The organism is Cytobacillus sp. IB215316 (assembly GCF_033963865.1).
Classification (GTDB): Bacteria; Bacillota; Bacilli; order Bacillales; family SM2101; genus Nanhaiella; species Nanhaiella sioensis.
Map to the genome: position 1 here is coordinate 168,326 of NZ_JAXBMC010000007.1, position 18,887 is coordinate 187,212.

Annotated in this window: 15 protein-coding genes; 1 reads left to right on the top strand and 14 read right to left on the bottom strand. The window is 34.9% G+C overall.

The window, feature by feature from the left end; genetic code table 11:
* Positions 1 to 68: 68 nt before the first annotated feature.
* Both uvsE and msrA read right to left on the bottom strand, forming a co-directional pair.
* Positions 69 to 1,034 (bottom strand): UV DNA damage repair endonuclease UvsE, encoded by a 966-nt coding sequence (uvsE, locus tag SLH48_RS13350; protein ID WP_320258593.1) that lies wholly within the window; start codon positions 1,032 to 1,034, stop codon positions 69 to 71.
* A 308-nt stretch (positions 1,035 to 1,342) separates the two neighbouring features.
* Positions 1,343 to 2,299 (bottom strand): peptide-methionine (S)-S-oxide reductase MsrA, encoded by a 957-nt coding sequence (msrA, locus tag SLH48_RS13355; RefSeq protein ID WP_320258594.1) that lies wholly within the window; start codon positions 2,297 to 2,299, stop codon positions 1,343 to 1,345.
* Between the two features lie 384 nt (positions 2,300 to 2,683).
* Here msrA and SLH48_RS13360 point away from each other — a divergent pair, with 384 nt between their 5' ends.
* Positions 2,684 to 2,968, top strand: a complete 285-nt coding sequence (locus SLH48_RS13360; protein ID WP_320258595.1) for a hypothetical protein — start codon at positions 2,684 to 2,686, stop codon at positions 2,966 to 2,968.
* A 546-nt stretch (positions 2,969 to 3,514) separates the two neighbouring features.
* On the opposite strand, the gene SLH48_RS13365 is transcribed toward SLH48_RS13360, so the two are convergent.
* The 12 genes from SLH48_RS13365 to SLH48_RS13420 form a co-directional block, all read right to left on the bottom strand.
* The gene (locus SLH48_RS13365; protein WP_214484256.1) at positions 3,515 to 3,703 is read right to left on the bottom strand and encodes a hypothetical protein; all 189 of its coding nucleotides are present in this window, start codon (positions 3,701 to 3,703) and stop codon (positions 3,515 to 3,517) included.
* A 299-nt stretch (positions 3,704 to 4,002) separates the two neighbouring features.
* On the bottom strand, positions 4,003 to 4,590 hold the full coding sequence (locus SLH48_RS13370) for a YpmS family protein (protein WP_320258596.1): 588 nt from the start codon (positions 4,588 to 4,590) through the stop codon (positions 4,003 to 4,005).
* Between the two features lie 28 nt (positions 4,591 to 4,618).
* Positions 4,619 to 5,407, bottom strand: coding sequence for an SGNH/GDSL hydrolase family protein (locus tag SLH48_RS13375; RefSeq protein ID WP_320258597.1), 789 nt, complete (start codon positions 5,405 to 5,407; stop codon positions 4,619 to 4,621).
* A gap of 270 nt (positions 5,408 to 5,677) precedes the next feature.
* A complete protein-coding gene (locus SLH48_RS13380; protein WP_413785423.1) occupies positions 5,678 to 6,271 on the bottom strand; it encodes an SCO family protein in 594 nt (197 codons plus the stop codon).
* Between the two features lie 170 nt (positions 6,272 to 6,441).
* Positions 6,442 to 9,285 carry a VWA domain-containing protein gene (locus SLH48_RS13385; protein WP_320258598.1) on the bottom strand — a complete coding sequence of 948 codons (2,844 nt, stop codon included), beginning with the start codon at positions 9,283 to 9,285 and terminating at the stop codon, positions 6,442 to 6,444.
* Complete coding sequence (locus SLH48_RS13390; protein ID WP_320258599.1) at positions 9,269 to 11,080, bottom strand: BatA and WFA domain-containing protein; 1,812 nt, start codon at positions 11,078 to 11,080, stop codon at positions 9,269 to 9,271. The genes SLH48_RS13385 and SLH48_RS13390 overlap by 17 nt, the downstream gene beginning before the upstream one ends.
* 9 nt (positions 11,081 to 11,089) lie before the next feature.
* Positions 11,090 to 11,965, bottom strand: a complete 876-nt coding sequence (locus SLH48_RS13395; protein ID WP_320258600.1) for a DUF58 domain-containing protein — start codon at positions 11,963 to 11,965, stop codon at positions 11,090 to 11,092.
* Positions 11,962 to 12,969, bottom strand: coding sequence for an AAA family ATPase (locus SLH48_RS13400; RefSeq protein ID WP_320258601.1), 1,008 nt, complete (start codon positions 12,967 to 12,969; stop codon positions 11,962 to 11,964). The genes SLH48_RS13395 and SLH48_RS13400 overlap by 4 nt, the downstream gene beginning before the upstream one ends.
* A gap of 4 nt (positions 12,970 to 12,973) precedes the next feature.
* Positions 12,974 to 14,593, bottom strand: a complete 1,620-nt coding sequence (locus SLH48_RS13405) for a hypothetical protein (protein ID WP_320258602.1) — start codon at positions 14,591 to 14,593, stop codon at positions 12,974 to 12,976.
* 4 nt (positions 14,594 to 14,597) lie between these two features.
* The gene (locus SLH48_RS13410) at positions 14,598 to 15,449 is read right to left on the bottom strand and encodes an ABC transporter permease (RefSeq protein ID WP_214484247.1); all 852 of its coding nucleotides are present in this window, start codon (positions 15,447 to 15,449) and stop codon (positions 14,598 to 14,600) included.
* Positions 15,450 to 15,451: 2 nt separating this feature from the next.
* Positions 15,452 to 16,384: an ABC transporter ATP-binding protein gene (locus SLH48_RS13415; RefSeq protein ID WP_320258603.1), complete on the bottom strand. Its 933-nt coding sequence runs from the start codon at positions 16,382 to 16,384 to the stop codon at positions 15,452 to 15,454.
* The gene (locus SLH48_RS13420) at positions 16,381 to 18,792 is read right to left on the bottom strand and encodes a hypothetical protein (protein ID WP_320258604.1); all 2,412 of its coding nucleotides are present in this window, start codon (positions 18,790 to 18,792) and stop codon (positions 16,381 to 16,383) included. The genes SLH48_RS13415 and SLH48_RS13420 overlap by 4 nt, the downstream gene beginning before the upstream one ends.
* Between the last annotated feature and the right edge of the window lie 95 nt (positions 18,793 to 18,887).

Genomic DNA, 18,887 nt, shown 5'->3' on the forward strand with positions numbered 1-18,887 from the left:
TTTATATCATCAAGATACCTAATTCAAATTTAAGCAAGAAAAACAACAAACTGTAAGAAAGAGCGCTGTTATTTCATGTAAAATGTAGAACCATCAATTATTTCAATTTGTTCTACCATCTTTAACTGTTCCATAATTGTAAACAATGCTTCGTCCTTTCTTTTCGCTTCAATCATACAATCAATTTGCGGAATGCTACCTTTTATCTCATTCAAAAAACGCATGAACATTGATAGGTCAATATAATCTGCATGATGCCTAAAAGCTGTTTCGCTTTTCGGACTTGAAATATGCATTTTAATTGGGAGTGGTGATGTTTCCCAAGTATTAACAATACGTTGCCAGTTCATTTGCCAACTTTCTTGCTGATGGTGTGCGAGGTGATGGTGATAATCGAAGACGAGTGGAATATTTAGTTTTTCACATAAATATAGTGTATCGTCAACTGTAAATGAAGTATCATCATTTTCAAGCATGATCATTTTTTGAATTGCTCTTGGTACAACCATCCAATTATCTACAAATCGTTCAAGTGATTTTTCCGTTTCCTTATAGTTACCTCCAACATGCATGACACAACGGTGAGTTATATCAATTCCCATTGCCTTTAGTAGAATAAAGTGAAGCTTTAAAGTTTTTAATGAATTTTGTAAGACGTGTTTTTTGGGAGAATTTATGATGACAAAATGATCAGGGTGAAAGTCGATCCTCATTTGATGCTTGTTGACAAAATTTCCAATATCACGCAGTAACAATTTTAATGGCTGTAAAAAATTCCAATCAACAAGCTCTTCGTGGGTTGCTAATGGAATTAGCCGTGATGTGAAACGATAAAAATGAACATCAGATGCGACATTGTGTTTTAAATGTTTGAAAGTGTTGTTTAAATTTAACTGTGATATTTGTTCCAATTTATGCAATGCTGCCTCTCGATCCTGTATTTTCTGAAATTGTGAGAAGGTCATTGTTTTTGATGGAGAGGAATTTGCCAGTTCCATGCTCATTGCAACATATCCAAGTCTAACGATCGTCATAGTATTTACCTCACAATAGTCATAGATGAGTAAAGCAATGCGGTCTTATTCATTATTAACAAATATTAAAATGATATGTAAAGTTTATATTAAAGTTCATCAGAATGCGCTTAACGGATAAGTCCCTATCTTTTGACGGGCTTTTATCCGTTAAGCGATTGTATTTTTTTATTGTCTGTAAATGCATAGGTTGATACTATACGAATTAAAAATGATTACGTGGACAGTTTACATTCGTGTCATCTTGTCTTTTATCTTATATATTGATGAAAACTGCTTAAATTTTTGTAAAAAAACAAGCAGAGACTTTATTTTTTGAATAGTCTCTTAAAATCACCATAGCCTTGTTCTTCTAGCTCAGCCTTTGGAATAAATTTTAGTGCAGCTGAATTAATACAATAACGTAAACCGTTAGGGCCTGGACCATCCTCAAAAACATGCCCTAAATGAGAGTCTGCTTGTTTACTTCTCACTTCAGTTCTTACCATATTATGACTTACATCCATATCTTCTTTGACACCTGTTTCATATATTGGTTTAGTGAAGCTAGGCCAACCACAACCTGAATCAAATTGTTCGAGAGAGCTAAATAGTGGTTCACCTGAGACAATGTCCACATAAATCCCTTCTTGCCTATTATCCCAATATTCATTTTTGAAGGGTGGTTCTGTACCATTGTTTTGTGTAACCTCATATTGAATTGGAGTTAATCTTTGCTTTAATTGTTCATCTTTTTTTGTGTCTCGCCAATGTTTTTTCAAAAATGTATCTCTCCCTGAGCCTTGTCGGTACATTTTATAGCGAAACGGATTTTTTTTGTAATAATCTTGATGATACTCTTCAGCTTGATAAAATGTCATTGCAGGTAAAATTTTTGTTACGATAGGTTGTTTAAACTTTCCACTTCTTTCGAGGTCTTCTTTTGATTGTTCTGCTAATTTCTTTTGTTCTTCTGTATGATAGAAGATAGCAGTTCTATACGAATCCCCTCTGTCATGAAATTGTCCACCAGCATCTGTAGGATCAATTTGCATCCAATATAATTCTAACAATTTTTCGTACGGAAAAACCTCTGGATTAAACGAGATTTGAACTGCTTCGTAATGACCTGTTGTTTCAGAACATACTTCCTTGTATGTTGGATTTTCTTTATGTCCACCAGTATAACCAGATATTAATTTGTTAATGCCTGGTTGCTCGTCAAAAGGTTTAACCATACACCAAAAACAGCCCCCAGCAAAAGTAGCTAATTCATTATTTCTCATCTAATCACACCTTTCAATTGTATGTAACTGATAATACATTTTTTTTATAAGAAAATGCAAAAGATTAAGCTTGTAAAAAAGAAGCGATTATCGAGTGCTTCTACGATTATTAAATGATATAAGACGTAACTTCTCGTAAATAGCTAGAGGTCAATAATTTTGTTTAGCTCTAAGTCTTGAACTATTTTCGTATTGATAGGTCCTTTTCACAAGAAAATATAACAAATAAGACTTAAGTCATTATTGTAAGATGCACTAATAAAAAGGAGGTATTGAAGTCATTAGAAAAAAGTTATTATACCTTGCTATGATTCTCATTTATTTATCTTCTTGTAGTAGTCAATTGGATGAATCAAAGTCAGAAAAAACAATGTAACAGAAGTTGTGATATTAGGAGCTGAAAAAGATCCGGTTGATCTGAACAAAGGATCACTTCATGTAGAAATAACATTACCAATTGCATTATTCCTAGAAAATGAGATTGAATTAATAGCTTCTGATGGGATTATTGAGATAAATGATAACGGTGACGGTACTGTTACGTGTATTATGTCAACATCCAAATATGAGGAAATGAAGCAGCATATGTACGATAGTCTATTTGAGACATTGCATGGGTTGAAAATAATAAAGGTAATGTTGCCTCTTTTCTTCATGACAATACAATAGCTAAGTAAATAAAATCCCTTTTAGAAAATCACAAAATTATATGATTATTTTTAATCCTATAAATTGCATAGCAGTTACACATATTGGCATCATTCGGTAGTAATGCTATAATGATACAAAAAATTAACAAAGGTGTGATGATACTTGTCATGGGGTGTTGTTATCTTTATTGCGATTGTATATGCTCCAATTTTTTATCGGATAAACAGGCGGATAAACCAATTGGAAGATGAAGTACGGCGTTTAAAAAATAACTAGTTTGTTTGGGTATACTCTCTTACACTATTAGTAGAAGTAAGGGAAGAAATGAACGGTCATGTACGGGGTTTTAATTAAATTTTTTTAGCCATTTGTTGACTAATGGACTTCATGTCACTATTTTTCTATGTTAATGATTGGAAAATTAACCTTTTAGCGACATATATAAAAATATAAGCAACACAGATTGTAACAAAACCTTTTACAAATGAAGACAACAATATAAATGATAGGTGGGGTAAATTCCCCACCTATTGTTGTTCATAAACCATGAATATGAAGAAGATTTCATTGTTGTTCTGTTGTTAAATATTCAATGGCTTTAACATTTTGCTTTAAACTCAGTTCTAATTTCTCAATTTCTATCTCATTAAGTACATTTGGATTTTTCGCAAAATTTGCTAACTTATCTATTTCTGCAATGATGTCATTAAACGTTCCTTGCATATAATTGTGGAATTGTCCTTTTACTTGCATCTTCCAAGCTCCCTCCAATATAAAATATCGTCGATTTACTCTTTAACATATGTTTCGACTAATATTTTGCAGTTTATGGGGGTAGCACTAAAATTTCTTTAATAAGGCTGCTTTCGCATTGATTGATGTTTTTCATATTAAGAAGTAATCCCTACACATTAGAGTGCGTAGCAGCTTTTCTACTGTATATTGAGGACTAACAATGTAAAACACTTTTTACAAGTACTTCTTTGATAACAATTCAATGTTTACGAAAATAACCTTTAGCAATTTGTGACAAGTGAGTTTCGATACTACACTTATTTTATAGCTGGAAATAATAAAACCATCTCAATATGATCATTTGCTAAGTCAAATTTATTAAACTTCATTTTCATTCCTTCATCATCTATCTGTAATTCGTTAAAGTTAACATTTATAAGCTTCTGAGAAGGCTGAATAGTAATCCAATCTGGTATAGGATAATGGTCACTAATATATTTTAATATAGCGGATACTGGTATTTTGAGGTTCCCAACTGACATCGATTGTTGTTGTAAAACAATCGTACCATCTTCCTGCAGATCGGGAATAAAGTCCATTACCATATTTATTTTTTTCCCAAACATTGAAACCGTTCCTATTAACTCAACAGTTTCTCCTAAAATCACCTCGTATTCAATTGGTTGATCTTTCGATTGTTTTTTAATGTTATAGTTGATTAATTCATTAAGTTCTTGTTTGTTCGTTCTTATCAAAAATTCAGAATATTCATCATCTGTTGTAGATCGTTCTTCTAATCGGACATGATCATCCGACTGCATGATTAAATAACTAACATAAAAAACAACAATTATATTTATTGTCAATAGTCCTAAAAAAAGCCACTTCCAATATTGTTCTTTCATCATAATCCCTACTTACTTAAATTTTAGCTTAGAAATTTCTTTGAAATTGTTGATAGCTTTGTTTTAAGCTATCATACACTCTTTCTGCAATTAGTTGATACCCCACTGTATTGGGATGAAAATAATCATTATTTAGTAACGCTTTCGTATTTTTTTCAAATAAATCTCCAATTTCCACAAAAAGGGTCTGTTTGTGGCCCAAAGCAATTTGTTTGCTTACTTCATCCCATTTTCGCATAATTATATTTATTTCTTCCAAATTATCAAACCAAACACTAAATGGATTATATAGGCCAATGATCACGATAATGCAAAAAGGGTTTTCACTTCTTATTGCTGCTAATATTTCACCTATATTTTTTTCATAGTTTTGTTGCTGCTTATCGAACATCGGAATAGTGAGCTCGAAATAGTTATCACGAACCACCTTCATAATATCATTGCCACCTATCGAAGCTACCACTATATCTGCATTCTTTAAAGAGTGAATAATCTCATTTTGTTTAACGAGCTCTAATAATTGCGAACTACGCAAGCCTCTTTTACCGAAATTATTCACTGTAACTTTATGTACATAACTTTCCTTTGTTAATAATTCCTTCAAAAAGCCAGGATACCCACCCATTCCAGAGCTATCTCCAACACCTTTTGTTACAGAATCTCCAAGTGCAACGAGAGAAACAACGCCATTTGACGCGGCTTTTACTCTTCTTGCTTCATACTTTATTACATCTGCTTCACTCATCTCTGCATAAGTATGATCATTTCCTAATAACAAGCAGCAACTAATACATACTATCCAAAACCTGAATTTCATGACAACACCCTCAAGCTTTACGATATAGGTTAAGTATCATTAGTTTATGACTTGTAATTTGTAACATGTAGCATTCATATGAAAAATTATTGGTAATTTAGGAATGTAGTAAGGTCTTAATTTACTTTGACATGGACAAGAAAAATTCCTTCTTTTTCTGGAATACTGCTTAAATTTATTCATCCCTAAATTGTAGGTTAATCAAAAACGTCGATGACCCATAAAATGAACCATCGACGTTATGTTAATATTTACTAATACACCCTTAATCTATTGCAGCACTTTAATATGCGAAACGATTTCGTCATATGGTGTATCTGTTATTCCTGAATAATACTTGATAATTGTACCGGTTTGATCAACTAAATAAAAGTCGGTACCATGTATAACTTGATCTTGGTTTGTCGGCTTTTGGACAAGTGTCTTAAAGTTACTTTTTGCAAACTCTTCGATAAAACCTTGCTCATATCCAGTTAAAAAATGCCAGTTGTCAAAATTCGCATCAAACTTCGTCCCATATTCCTCTAGTATTTCGGGGGCATCCACTTCAGGGTCTACGCTAAAGGATACGAATTCGATGCCTTCTATTTCTTCCTCTTCTAACATACGTTGTAATCTTGCCATATTTGCAGTCATCGGAGAGCATACTGTCGTACAGTTAGTAAAAATAAAATCAGCTACCCAGACTTTTCCTTCTAAATCATTAAGCCCAAATGGCTCGCCTTTTTGGTCAGTAAAAGTAAAATCTTCAACAAGATATTCCACTTGATTTGGTATTGCAGCCTTATCTGATTCAGCATTCCCGCATCCAGCTAGGATAAATAATAAAGACATTGTGATAAGTACAAGATATTTTTTTGTCATACGATTTGTTCCTTTCTTCGCATTGACTGTAAAGATGCCCATCTCATTCAGTCAATTTTTTCAACCATTTTGATTATAATAGAAAAATACACCATACTCCAACATTAAAGATAGTATATTGCACTATTAAACGTAAAGAAAGAAATATCACAGACACTAAATTGTCACAATTAACGACGTCTTTTATTTTTAGCTTTTAATAATCGATCTAACCTATCCTCATGATCATCGGTTTGATCAACTTTACTGTTCGCCTTATTATCACCATTATTTTTGAGAATCTTATTATCCTTTTGCTTAACGTTAGAAATATGCTTGTTACTAACGTTCTTTGTTACATTTTTATCTATAGTCATTTTAGTCTCTACTTGATGAATACGATGTGTAGATACCTTTTTCTTTTCTTGTAATCTTCCGAACGTTTTTTCTATTTTTTCATTTTTGGCAGCAGCTTCATCCTGATGGTTTGAGTGCATAGTAGCTACTTTGGCAATAAGCGGCTGTATACCAAATCTTCTTATAGCAATTTCTATAATAAAAAGGAAGAAGGCTAGCAACAATAATAATTCTTCAATCGTTTGCTTTTTCACATTTTTATTTGTTAACGCTCGAAATGCATGTTCAGGACTTTCTATTAGCTTACCATTCCCAACCGTTACAATGTCTTGAAGTAATGGATCATTTTCTTTTTTTACTTCAAACTCTTTTGAATATGGAACTACTATAGCTTTGTTAAAAGTACTCTTAATTTCTTCTCCTTCACGCTTCATTAATTGCAAATAATGAATTCCAGGTTCAGCAGCAAAGCTCATTTCATACTTTCCCGGAGCTATACTACGTAGCTCTGCATCAACCTCTGAACCCTGGTCGTCCACAAGCTTGCTCTCTAATGGCAATAAATCTGTGTCGGCTGATTCAATCGTTAGTACTACTTCTTTGCCATTTGTAGTTTGAACAACATCATATGCATCCTGTTGAAATGTAGGTAACGTCCATGTAATTAGATCATTCCACATAACAGGCCACTCATTCCATGCTGGCCAAGCTCCTGCCCATTCACCTTTTAGATCAGACGTCCAAGCTATTGTTTTACCTAAACCGGATTTCCAACGAGTTAGCACTGGGTCACCCTTTTCAGATGTAAGAACTGTTTCAGCCCTTCCCTTTTCTGTCGTCGCAATATAAGCATTCATTTTCGGAATGCCCTCGCCAAACAATTGCGATACACTTGTACCTGCAATTGGTGTAGGATAAAAAGGATTATCTTCAATGTATGTTCTAGTAGTCAAAGCCGTTTCTCTAGACAATATACTAGGAATTGTTGAGGCATCAGCAACATCGTAGAAACGCCCATTTCCTTCCATTGCTAGAGATTCAAGTAATCTTCGGTCTGCATCTGAGCCAATTGCAACAGTCGAAATCGTAATATTGTCATTTAATCCATCAGATATTAATGAGTTATAGTCAGCATTCGTTGCAGATTGACCGTCTGTTAATAAAATGATGTGTTTTCGTTTTAACTCTAGAGGAGTTAATTGTTCATACGCTTGCTGTAAAGCGGGAAAAATAGCTGTCCCTCCACCTTCCTGAATTGAACGAATACTATCTACTACCTCTTGTTTATCATCTAGGGGTGCAGTTTCAACAATTTGCCATGGTTTGTCGTCAAAAGCGATAAAACCAAGAGTATCTTTATCTCTTAATAATTCAACCGTTCGTGCAGCAGCTTCTTTAGCAAGGTCCATTTTATAACCTGCCATACTTCCTGAACGATCTAACACAATGGCCATTCCTAAGGACGGCATTTCTTGTTTACCTTTAAGCTCCATATCCACAGGAAGAATATCCTCAATTGGTGTTTTAAAATATCCACCAAGACCGAAGCTTTCCATACCACCTGTCATGATGAAACCTACACCGAAATCATTTACAGCCGTTTTAATCATTTCCATTTGTAATTGGCTGACCTTTGTAGCTGAAACATTAGCAAAGACGATTGAGTCATATTGTAGCAGAGAAGCAATATTGGTAGGCAATAACTCTGGTTTTGTTTCTACTATATTCAAGCTGGCTGAATTAATCGCGTTTGCTAAATTATCCGCATCACCTTCGTTGCCTTCAACGATCAAAATAGTTGGTGTTCCTTTTACGCTAGCAACTGCATGGGCAGCATTATTTTGTTGTACTTCATCACCTTCTGCAATGATTTCTGCTTTATATGAATGCAATGTAGTAGAATCTACGATATGTGAAAAAGAATAACTGTTTCTTCCTTGCTTTACATCAATCTTTTCACTAATAATTTGTTCATTGTTTTTCGTGATTTGTAGAGTAGCATTCAAATCTTGATTACTTTCTATATCTATACTTAGCTTTGCTTGTTCCCCTACATATAATGTAGATGGTACTTCAAGGCTTTCTATCGCTACATCAGTTTTAGTTGCCGGTGCAAATGGCATTACATCAATTTCTATACCTTGTTGTGCTGCAAATTTCGTAGCCTGCAAAGCATCACCTACGTTTTCATTCCCGTCTGTTAATACTACAACCCTGCCTCCTGCATTTGACAGCATAGACGAAGCGAGTTGAATACCTTCTGCTAGATTTGTATAATTTGTCTTTTCCATAACAGGCAACTGCGTCGTATTCAACGGTTTTTCTGATATGGAACGAACTACAGATGCATTATCAGCAACAGATACGATCCCATAGCGGTCCTCTACTTCCTTCTTATCTACCGCATCCTCCACAGCCCCAACCATCTTATTTTCTTGTTGGCCAACACTTGCAGAACGATCGACGACAAATACAGTCGTCACTCCATTAATTGGGTATAATATAGTCGGTACCGTCAAGGCAAGGATTAATAATGTATATATGATCGATCTAAGCGTAATAACAGACACTTTTTCAATCTTACCTAGCTGTGTTCTGTCTTTCGCAAAGAACACAATCGTCATAATTGCAGGTATAAATAGTAAGAGCATGAGAGGATATTTAAGCTCTAATCCCACGTCGGTACACCTCCCATTCCACAATTAATATCATAGTGGCAATTAATATAAACCAGTATGAAGCGACATTATGCCGTTTGCTTGTATTGTTTTCAGCTTTAGAGTCAGATTCAGCTAAGACAAAACTTTCTGAAGACACCATCTTCTTTTCACTTTCCTCTAAGATGACTGCAAATAACTTTTCCTTCTGTCCATCTTCACCGCGTTCAATAAACCTATAAATACCAGGTTCATTTGGAACTGCTAAAACCCCATCATCCATAGTCATTTCCTTCACTACTTCATAATCTTCATTAAGAATAGAACGACTTGACGCATCCGTTGATAAAGAAACGTCTCTTACCTCACCAGGAGAAAAATAACCTAGTTGAGAATTCTGCTCAGTTAAATAAGTAACCGCATTATATAAAAAGATCGGAAAACTTGCATGTAGAGGCCAATCTGAATCTTCGATATCCATGGCCAAGAAAATAATAGGATGTCCTTCATATGTGCCCTTACTAATAAGATCCGTTTTACCACTTGATGCAATTGTAGATAGTCCTAAACCTTCAAGTGGGTACGCATTTTGAACGTAAATATTATTCATGTTAACAAATTGAAATAATGGATCATTACTCTTCACTTCAATTGCTTGTTCAAGTTGTACTTTTTCTTTTACTTCATAAGAACCACCTAAGGTAGGTGACAGAATCATTAACGGACCATCGGGCCATTTGTCCTCAGGTAAATTACTTACGATATAAACTCCTTCTTCACTGTCTGTGAGGTCATCAACACTGTCTGCTTGAACTACTTCTTTACTCATATTGACGAGTGCTTTAGATATAAATGGACTCACATTACCTATTAGATTGACGGTTGGGTCATCATTTATATTCATAAAAGCAACACTGCTATTATCGAGCTGATAATCATCATTTACATGAATTGTTGCTTTGTAATAATCGTATTCAGGCAGTTGAGGAATTTGAATATCACGTATTGTTTTAGGCTCAATTTCTTCCTTTGATGTATGCAACTGCTTACCATTCGACTCAATATTTATCGTAAAAATTACCTTACTCGCTGAATCATTTGCTACTGACGCAACCGCCCTTATCTCATCACCAATTTCACCGACACCGAAGGATCTTAAAGAAATATTATTTGTTGAAGTACCGATGTTATTTACAACAATCCTCTCGTCAACAAACATTGTAGCTATGTCTTCCTCCATAACCGAATCAGAAAAAACTTGGATTTCACCTGTATCATCTGCTAATAACGCAGCTCCATACTGAATTGCTTCAGCAATGTTAGCATTCTCATAAGACAATTGTAAATCACTGATCACTTTACGGATGTTTTGCTTATTCGGATCTTGTGATAATAAAATTTCCGGCTTCTTACCCGCCCCAATAATTGTGACTTTTTGAGCTTGTAATTTATCTATCATTTTTACAATCTCATTTTTTGCTATATCAATACGTCTTTCTTCTTTTTCTTTAGCACTCATTGATGCTGATGTGTCTACCACGATAACAATGTGATCCCCTTCAATTGCTGAATCATTAAAATACGGTTGGGCTAAAGCGATAATAATCATGGAAAGGATTAGCAGTTGTAAGTATAGCAGGATGTGACGCTGCAACCTCCTCCACCATTTAGATGCTTCCCACTCTTGCATCACTTGTTGCCATAACAGTGTCGATGGAATCACTTGCTGTTGATATTTTTTTCTAAATAAATAAAAAGCGATAACTACTAATAAAAAGATACTTAACAACAAATATGTTGGCGCTATTAATCCCATCTACTCACCTCACACAATCCAACCTTTTGGCATCAACGATTCAAAAATAATTTCTTCAATTGTTTCGTTTGTAGAACATCTTATAAAACCAATTCCACGATCAAAGCAAAATTGCTCTAGATCCTCAGTATGTTGGTTTACACGGTCCACATAATTTCTTTTAATTGAAGGTAACATTGAAACATTCATTTGTTGATTCATCTCACTATCTATTAATTTTAAATCACCTTGATAGTTTGGATTAGTTTCTTCTTCCGTTAATAATTGAATTACATATAATTCCTGTCTATTCGCCTGAATTTTTTTAAGAGCAGCCGTTATATCATCTAGTGGCTCTAAAAAGTCACTTATGATGATGCTCACACCTGATTTAGGAACGATGTTATTAGCAATACTTTGCGAAAATGTAGTTTGTTCTGATACACTATTTGTTAACTCACTTATATAAAAAGCAGCCTTGTTAGCATATGCTCTCCCTTTTTTATAAAAAAACGGAGAGTCCGTAGAACATACTGGAAAAATCCCAACTCTATCATCATGACTTAATGACATATATCCAAGTGTAGCTGCTAACCTTTTAGCCAAAAGCCATTTTTCGTCAATTAGATTCATTGATTTTGAACAATCTAAATATAAAGAAATAACTAATTCTTGTTCATCTAAAAATCTCTTAATATAATGCTTGTTTGTACGTGCATATATATTCCAATCAATTTGTCGCAAGTCATCACCTGGCTGATATTGACGATAATCCGAAAAGTCCAATGATTGCCCTTGTTTCATTGATCTTCTTGCTCCTTGTTGGAAGCCACGCTTTTGTCGTTTTGACTGAATTCGATACTTATTAAGACGAATTAATAAAGCACTGTCTAAAATTTTGGTCATTTTTTATTCACGCTTTGCTCAACAGTTGTAATTAATTCTTCAATGATGGTATCTGTACTAATGCCGGCAGCTTCACCTTCAAAATTTAAAAATAACCGATGCCGTAAAACAGCTTTCGCACACTTTTTAATATCTCCTTTTGAAAGATGAACTCTACTATTACTTAACGCATGCACCTTGCCGATTTGTATCATACTTTGTAACCCACGAGGCCCTGAGCCATAACGAACAAACTTTCTTATCATCTCTGGTGAAGAATCATTCGTAGGGTGACTTGCAACGATGATATTGGTTGCAAATTCTAACACATCGTCACTAACGAGTATCTCTTTAGCAAGATTTTGGATTTCAACTATATCATCACGGTTGATCACTTTTTGTAATGATGGTGTTGTCGTTGTTGTTGTCTTTTTGATAATTTCCTTCAGTTGTTCTTTCGTAGGGTAATCGACGTTAATTTTCAATAAAAATCGATCCATTTGTGCTTCTGGTAATGGATACGTACCTTCAGTATCCAACGGGTTTTGGGTCGCAAGAACAAAAAAGGGCTCTGCTAATTTTTTCGTATCACCCATAACAGTTACTGTTTTTTCAGCCATGGCCTCAAGCAGAGAGCTTTGAGTCTTAGGTGTTGCACGGTTAATTTCATCAGCTAAGACAATATTCGCAAAGACTGGACCTTCGTGAAAAACAAAGTTTTGCTTTCCTTGCTCGTTAGGCTCTAACATCATTGTCCCAGTAATGTCAGATGGCATTAAATCTGGAGTGAACTGTATTCTTGAAAAATCCAAGTTCATAACGTCAGAAATTGTTCGAATAAGCATCGTTTTTCCAAGTCCGGGTAACCCCTCTAACAATGCGTGTCCACCAGCAAAAATCGTCCATAATACTTGGTCAACCACGTCCTCTTGCCCTACTATAAATTTAGAAATCTCTAGTTTAGATTTTGATATCTTATCTGCAACTGCTTGTAATTGTTGCTCTTTTTGTGCTAATTCTACCACGATTTTACTCCTCCCCTGGATCTATTTCTGTGAAATAATCCTTCACAACTTCTTCTAAATACGATGGTAAATCTGAGCGATCAATACTCTCTCTATATGCTTGTGCATATTCTCCATACACTTCCTCATACGGACGTAACGTACCATTTAAAATTGGGCCCTGACCCTCAGACTGTTCACTACTACCTTTACCTAATTCGCTAAAATCATTCTCAATCGTATTAGTACTGTTCAAATACTCAGGTATTGTTAGTTCACGAGATCCTTGACCAAATCCAGCTCCAGATCCACCTGCACCTGAGCCTGTTCCACCTGAGCCTGAACCTGAACCTGAGCCTGAACCTGATCCCGAACCTGAGCCTGTTCCACCTGAGCCTGAACCTGATCCCGAACCTGAGCCTGAACCTGAGCCTGAGCCTGAGCCTGAGCCTGAGCCTGAGCCGTTCCCTTGATTATTACCTGATTGTGATTGGTTGCTACTGTTCGTTCCACTTTGGCTATTTGTTGCTGTCGTTGAAGCACTGTTATTTTGTTGTAAGGCCAGTTGTGAAGGTGTCCCTAAACCAGCATTAGCCATTTGCTGTTGTAGTGATGCTGACGTCTGTTGTAGTTGTTGTTGTAGCCCATCAAGCTCTTGCAGTGAGTTAGCTTCAGCAAATGCATCATTTAATTGCTGTTCAAGGTTTGCCAATAATTCATTTAGTTGTTCTGCCGAAAGCTGTTCCAAGTCTGTCTGTTGCCCAGTAGTTTCTGCAAGCACAGATTCTATTGCTTCTCTATCATTTTTAGGTAACCCGTTAAGGTCCTTCTTTAACTTTTCAAGCGCTTCTTGTAATTTTTGTTGATTTTGCTCAGAAATAGCAGCAGACAATTGGTTCAAGCTAGATTGATTTATATTTTGTTGAATCTTTTGTAATAACTGCTGTTGCTTTAAGGCTTTTTCTTTCTTATTCGCTAGCTTTGCTTCCTGGGCCTGTAGATCAGCTAGCAATTCCTTACTATCTTTCGGAGCTGACAGTTGTTTTTTTAGATCATCAACGTCTTTTGCTAACTTTTTATCATCTGGCTTGTTGATTTTTTCAATCTCTTTTTTTGTTTCTTTAGTTATTTGCTTATCGATCTGTACAAGCTTTGCACTCTCCATGACATCATTAGGAAACATGAGTGATAATGTAGTACATACCGCCAACATTACCGAAATAACAATCTTCTTGCCATGAAATAAAGACAGTTTCCTCGTTTCTACTTGTTGATGTTCCTTTTTCATATGTGATAAAGTATCACGTCGTTGCAATTGACTAATAATCGATTCATCATTTATATACGACAAGGCTGTTTGCACACGATCTTCACCGACATATTCATCATAAAGTTGTGCTGCAACTTGATCTTTAGGTCTGTTTTTAACAGTTAATATAACTGATATTATGATAGCAACAACACTTATGGCCAAAGCGATCATTATAGGGTGAAGTATTATGATAAACCTCGATGCGATAGCTAGGAAAAAGAATATACTAGCTACCGCGACAAACATATAATGAAGGTTGGTACTCACATGTTCCTTGAGCAATTTCTTTTTAAGAACTTTGAGAAAAGAAAAGAACTTCTGTTTTTCTTCCACTTTATCACCCTCTCTTCGGTTTCATTTTTGGGCGAAGCTTCTTAATGCTAATTAGTAAACATATAACAGTAATGATTAAATAGGAAAATGTAAAACTAATGAATAATGAAAAATCAATATTTGTCATATCAGCAAATTCATTCGCTGCGTTCGGTTCAAGTTCAGCAAGGATCACCGCAAATGGGTTAAACATTCCACATATATATGCAACAACATTTGTTGGTTGAGGATTGGCATTATATGAATATCCAGTCATTTGAAAAGAAAATAACATAATCGCTGCTGTACCAGCTGTAAGAAATAACATAACACCATACGTAACAATCATTGATACGATTGTTTTGCGAATAAGTGTAGAACATAAAATACCTATACTCCCTACAGTTACTATCGTTAGTAAATAAATGACAAATACTGATATTAAAGTGTTCGGTGACACCCCACCAAATAGGAAGACGATACTATATAATGGTAGTGATGAAAAAATGATTAAGAACAAGTACGCCAATGAAGAAACCAGCTTGCTAACGATAATACTCGTTGAAGATTGCTGTGTCGTTAACAAGATGTTTAATGTTTGTCTTTCACGTTCACCACTAATGGTACCTGCCGTTAACCCAGGGGTCATAAATAATATGAGCCCCAATTGTAGAACTGATATGATCATAAACATTTCTTGACTTTCATTCGGTTTAACAATTCCGCCTGGAGAGTTTGAACTATCTAAATAAATATATCCTAGTGCAATTCCTCCTAAAACTAATAGATAGAATAAAATGCCAAGGAAGCTTTTAAATGAACGAAAACGGAGTTTAATCTCCTTATTTAACACTGGATTAATTAATAGGCTTCTCATTGTCACTCTACCTCTCTCGTGATTTCTAGGAAAATATCTTCCAGGTTAGAATCTTCTTCACTAAATGAAAGAATAAGAAGGTTCTCAGACAACGCTTTTTTTAATAAGTTCGTTTGTTCCTGATCATCCCCAGAAAAGGCAAATGATAAAACATTTTCAAACCTTTCGTTCCTGTGAAGATTTGTAACAAACTGTTGGTCTTCAAAAAACGCATAAGCTTTTGCCATATCATCTACTAATTTTACATTAATTACTTTATTTGCTTGTAATTGTTTTTGTATTTGAGCGACCGACCCTGTCGCTACAAGCTTTCCACTGTCAATTACCCCAATTTCATCACACATCTCAGCAAGCTCTGGTAAAATGTGAGAAGAAATAATAATCGTTTTCCCCATGTTCTTTAGCTCTTTTAATATCTCACGCATTTCAATTCTTGCACGGGGGTCTAACCCTGATGCAGGTTCATCCAAAATTAGCAATTTAGGATCATGAATTAAAGCACGAGCGAGGCAAAGCCTTTGTTTCATTCCTCTTGATAGCACATCCACATACGAATCCTTTTTATGTGATAAATTGACCAGTTCTAATAGCTGTGGTATGAGCACGTTTCTTTCACGTTCTGGAATGCCATAACTACCACCATAAAAATGTAAATATTCGATTGTTTTGAATTGATCATAGACCCCAAAAAAGTCTGGCATATACCCTATTGACTTTCTAACATTTTTTGGTTCTTTCGTCACGTCATAACCGTTTACATATGCTGTTCCAGATGTTGGTGCCATTAATGTTGCCAAGATCGAAAAAGTAGTTGATTTACCAGCACCGTTGTGACCTACAAACCCAAACACAGTACCTTCTTTTACATTGAGGTTTAATGAATCAAGTGCGGTAAAGGAACCATATCTTTTCGTTAAGTTAATTGTTTCTATCATTTGATTTCCCCCTCAACTGAAATAGTAGGCACACGAATATCTTGATGGTCCGATACTTCTAATTTTATAGTAATTATGCCATTTTCATTAACAAACTCGTTAACATTTTCTTTAAAGTTAAAGAGCTGTTTACCTGACAATTCAACCGATTCACCCGTAACATTATTCAATAAGCTATATGCACCAGATGCTTCACGATTTAAGCTAATTTTCAAGCTGGAAAGTGATGAATCTTTTGCTGTTATGGATGAAGGAATTTGATAAGATATCAAATATTTACCTTTTTCCATATAAATCCAGTCTTCACCGTACTCCAAACCATTGTCAACTACTCGACCATTTTGTCCCTCCTCAACTGAGACACTTGGTATAATAGTTCCTTCAGGTAGCAAAAATTCTCCTACACCTACAGTATCTATTTCTACATTTTGCATTAATAGGTTCAATGCATTATTAACTGATTTTTTATCCTTTATTGATATATCAGTAATTGAGTCGTTTGTAAAAGCGACTAGAAGAGGCTGATTATGTTTTGCTAAAGAATATCTATCACTTATGGCTGTTGATAATAAACGATATTTTCTCCAATTCTCTAAGTCATTCTTTTCTATTTGCCCACCCCAAACGTCCATTCCTGGAAAGGCAGACAATGCACCAGAATGTGTTGGACCAGCTACTACGTTAGCCAAATTATTTGATTTTATATCCAGTGATATATCCGTTGTGGTACCTCGCTTAATATTTCCTAGATCATAAGCATGGCTACCAGCGACTAAATACACTTCCTGCAAATCCAAATCTAATTGGTTGTTTAATGACCCTACTAATTTCCCATTTTCTACTTGAAGCTTCACATCAATTTTGCCTATAGGCTCATTTGTAATATTTCCCGTAGCTGAGCGTAAAGACCAATATTCAACGTCATTATAAGTAAGTGCTGTCTTACCTTGACTACTTTCAACCATAGCAAAATTTTCAATGACATCAATTGAGTCAGAATAACGGTTTAATATTGGAATAGGTTGATACGATTCAGACTTTGAAGTAAGGGTATAATCACCACCATTGTTGGATAAGAATGTAACAACTCCCAATCCATTACCAACACCTTGTTCATCGATAGCTAATATACTTACCTCATTTACTTTTACACTACCTAAACGATCCTTCGCTCCGACGAAAAATATTGACACAGTCACTAGAATAGAAATAGTTGGAATGATAATCCAAGCTTTTTCCCGTTGATCAACTTTTCGTAGAATAATATATAGAACAGGGATGATTACTAATAAGTAGATAGCAAAAGTAATTATCAGTATATTTAACGGTATAGCTGATGAATGGAATATCTCTGCAATTTCTGATAAATCATAATGGAAATAGTTTTTATCATAATTCTTTTCTACAAGCTTTGCAAAGACATCATCCCACCAATTTGCATATCCACTCCAATTACTTAAACTTTCTGCTCCTATATTAAAAGTAAACTGAGTTATTTCACCACTACCAACATCTTTATTTAAAGTGATAGGTAATGAGTTATCAGAAAATACTACCTTCGTTTTATCTACTAAATCTCCAGTCATAATAGGAATATTGGTTAATGTCGGCAAATCATCTCCACCGTATTGCTGTAAAAAAGCAAACTGATCAATAAATTGTTCATTCGTAACTTGAAGTGGTAATAAATTACCTACTTCCCCAAGTTGGGTGGCTATATTCGGTACACTCCCAATAATTAAATGTCCTCCACTATTCACCCAATCTTTTATAGCCTGCTGCCTTTGTGTTGACAAAGACGTCACTTGAAAATCATTAATAACGAGTACATCAAACACTTGTAAGCCTAGCTCTTCATTAGGTAGTTCATCTTCTTGTATATTCAGTACCTCTACAACTTCACCATTATACTTTGTAAGCTTTAAAAAATTCAGTGAGTCCGGTGAGTCAGATAACACACCTAAAACTAAACGACTTTCATTTAAATTGATCGGCTCAAGATTTTTATTACCAATTAACTCAACTTCTTTGTTATCTTCCCAGCTTCCCTCATAAAATTTAATTAATGATTCTTTATTTGAGGTTTGCATGCGTACTAAATTTTCCTCAAGTCCTGAAATTGAAGTTTGAATTTTTTTTGTTTCACCTTTGGCAAGCTCCACATGGATAACAGTATTACCGACTTTGCTATTAGTCTCTGAAACAATTACTAAATCTCCGCTTACCGCTTTCTCATTTTCGTTTGATAACGTAATGGTTACTGGAAAGCCTCGTCCCCTTTGAACCTTTTTGTCAAAACCATATGAAACATCAACCTTTAAGTCGTTAGCTGCTAAAGCTGTTTCTGTAAATAAGACACTACCTACTAGTAATAATAGTAATACTAATATATATCGCTTTATCTTCAATGCTTCCCTCTCCTTAACAAAATCTAATTTCTCTTTTTGTGTTTTCTGTATTACTACTCATAGTACAGTGATATTATATCTAATATCATTATTTT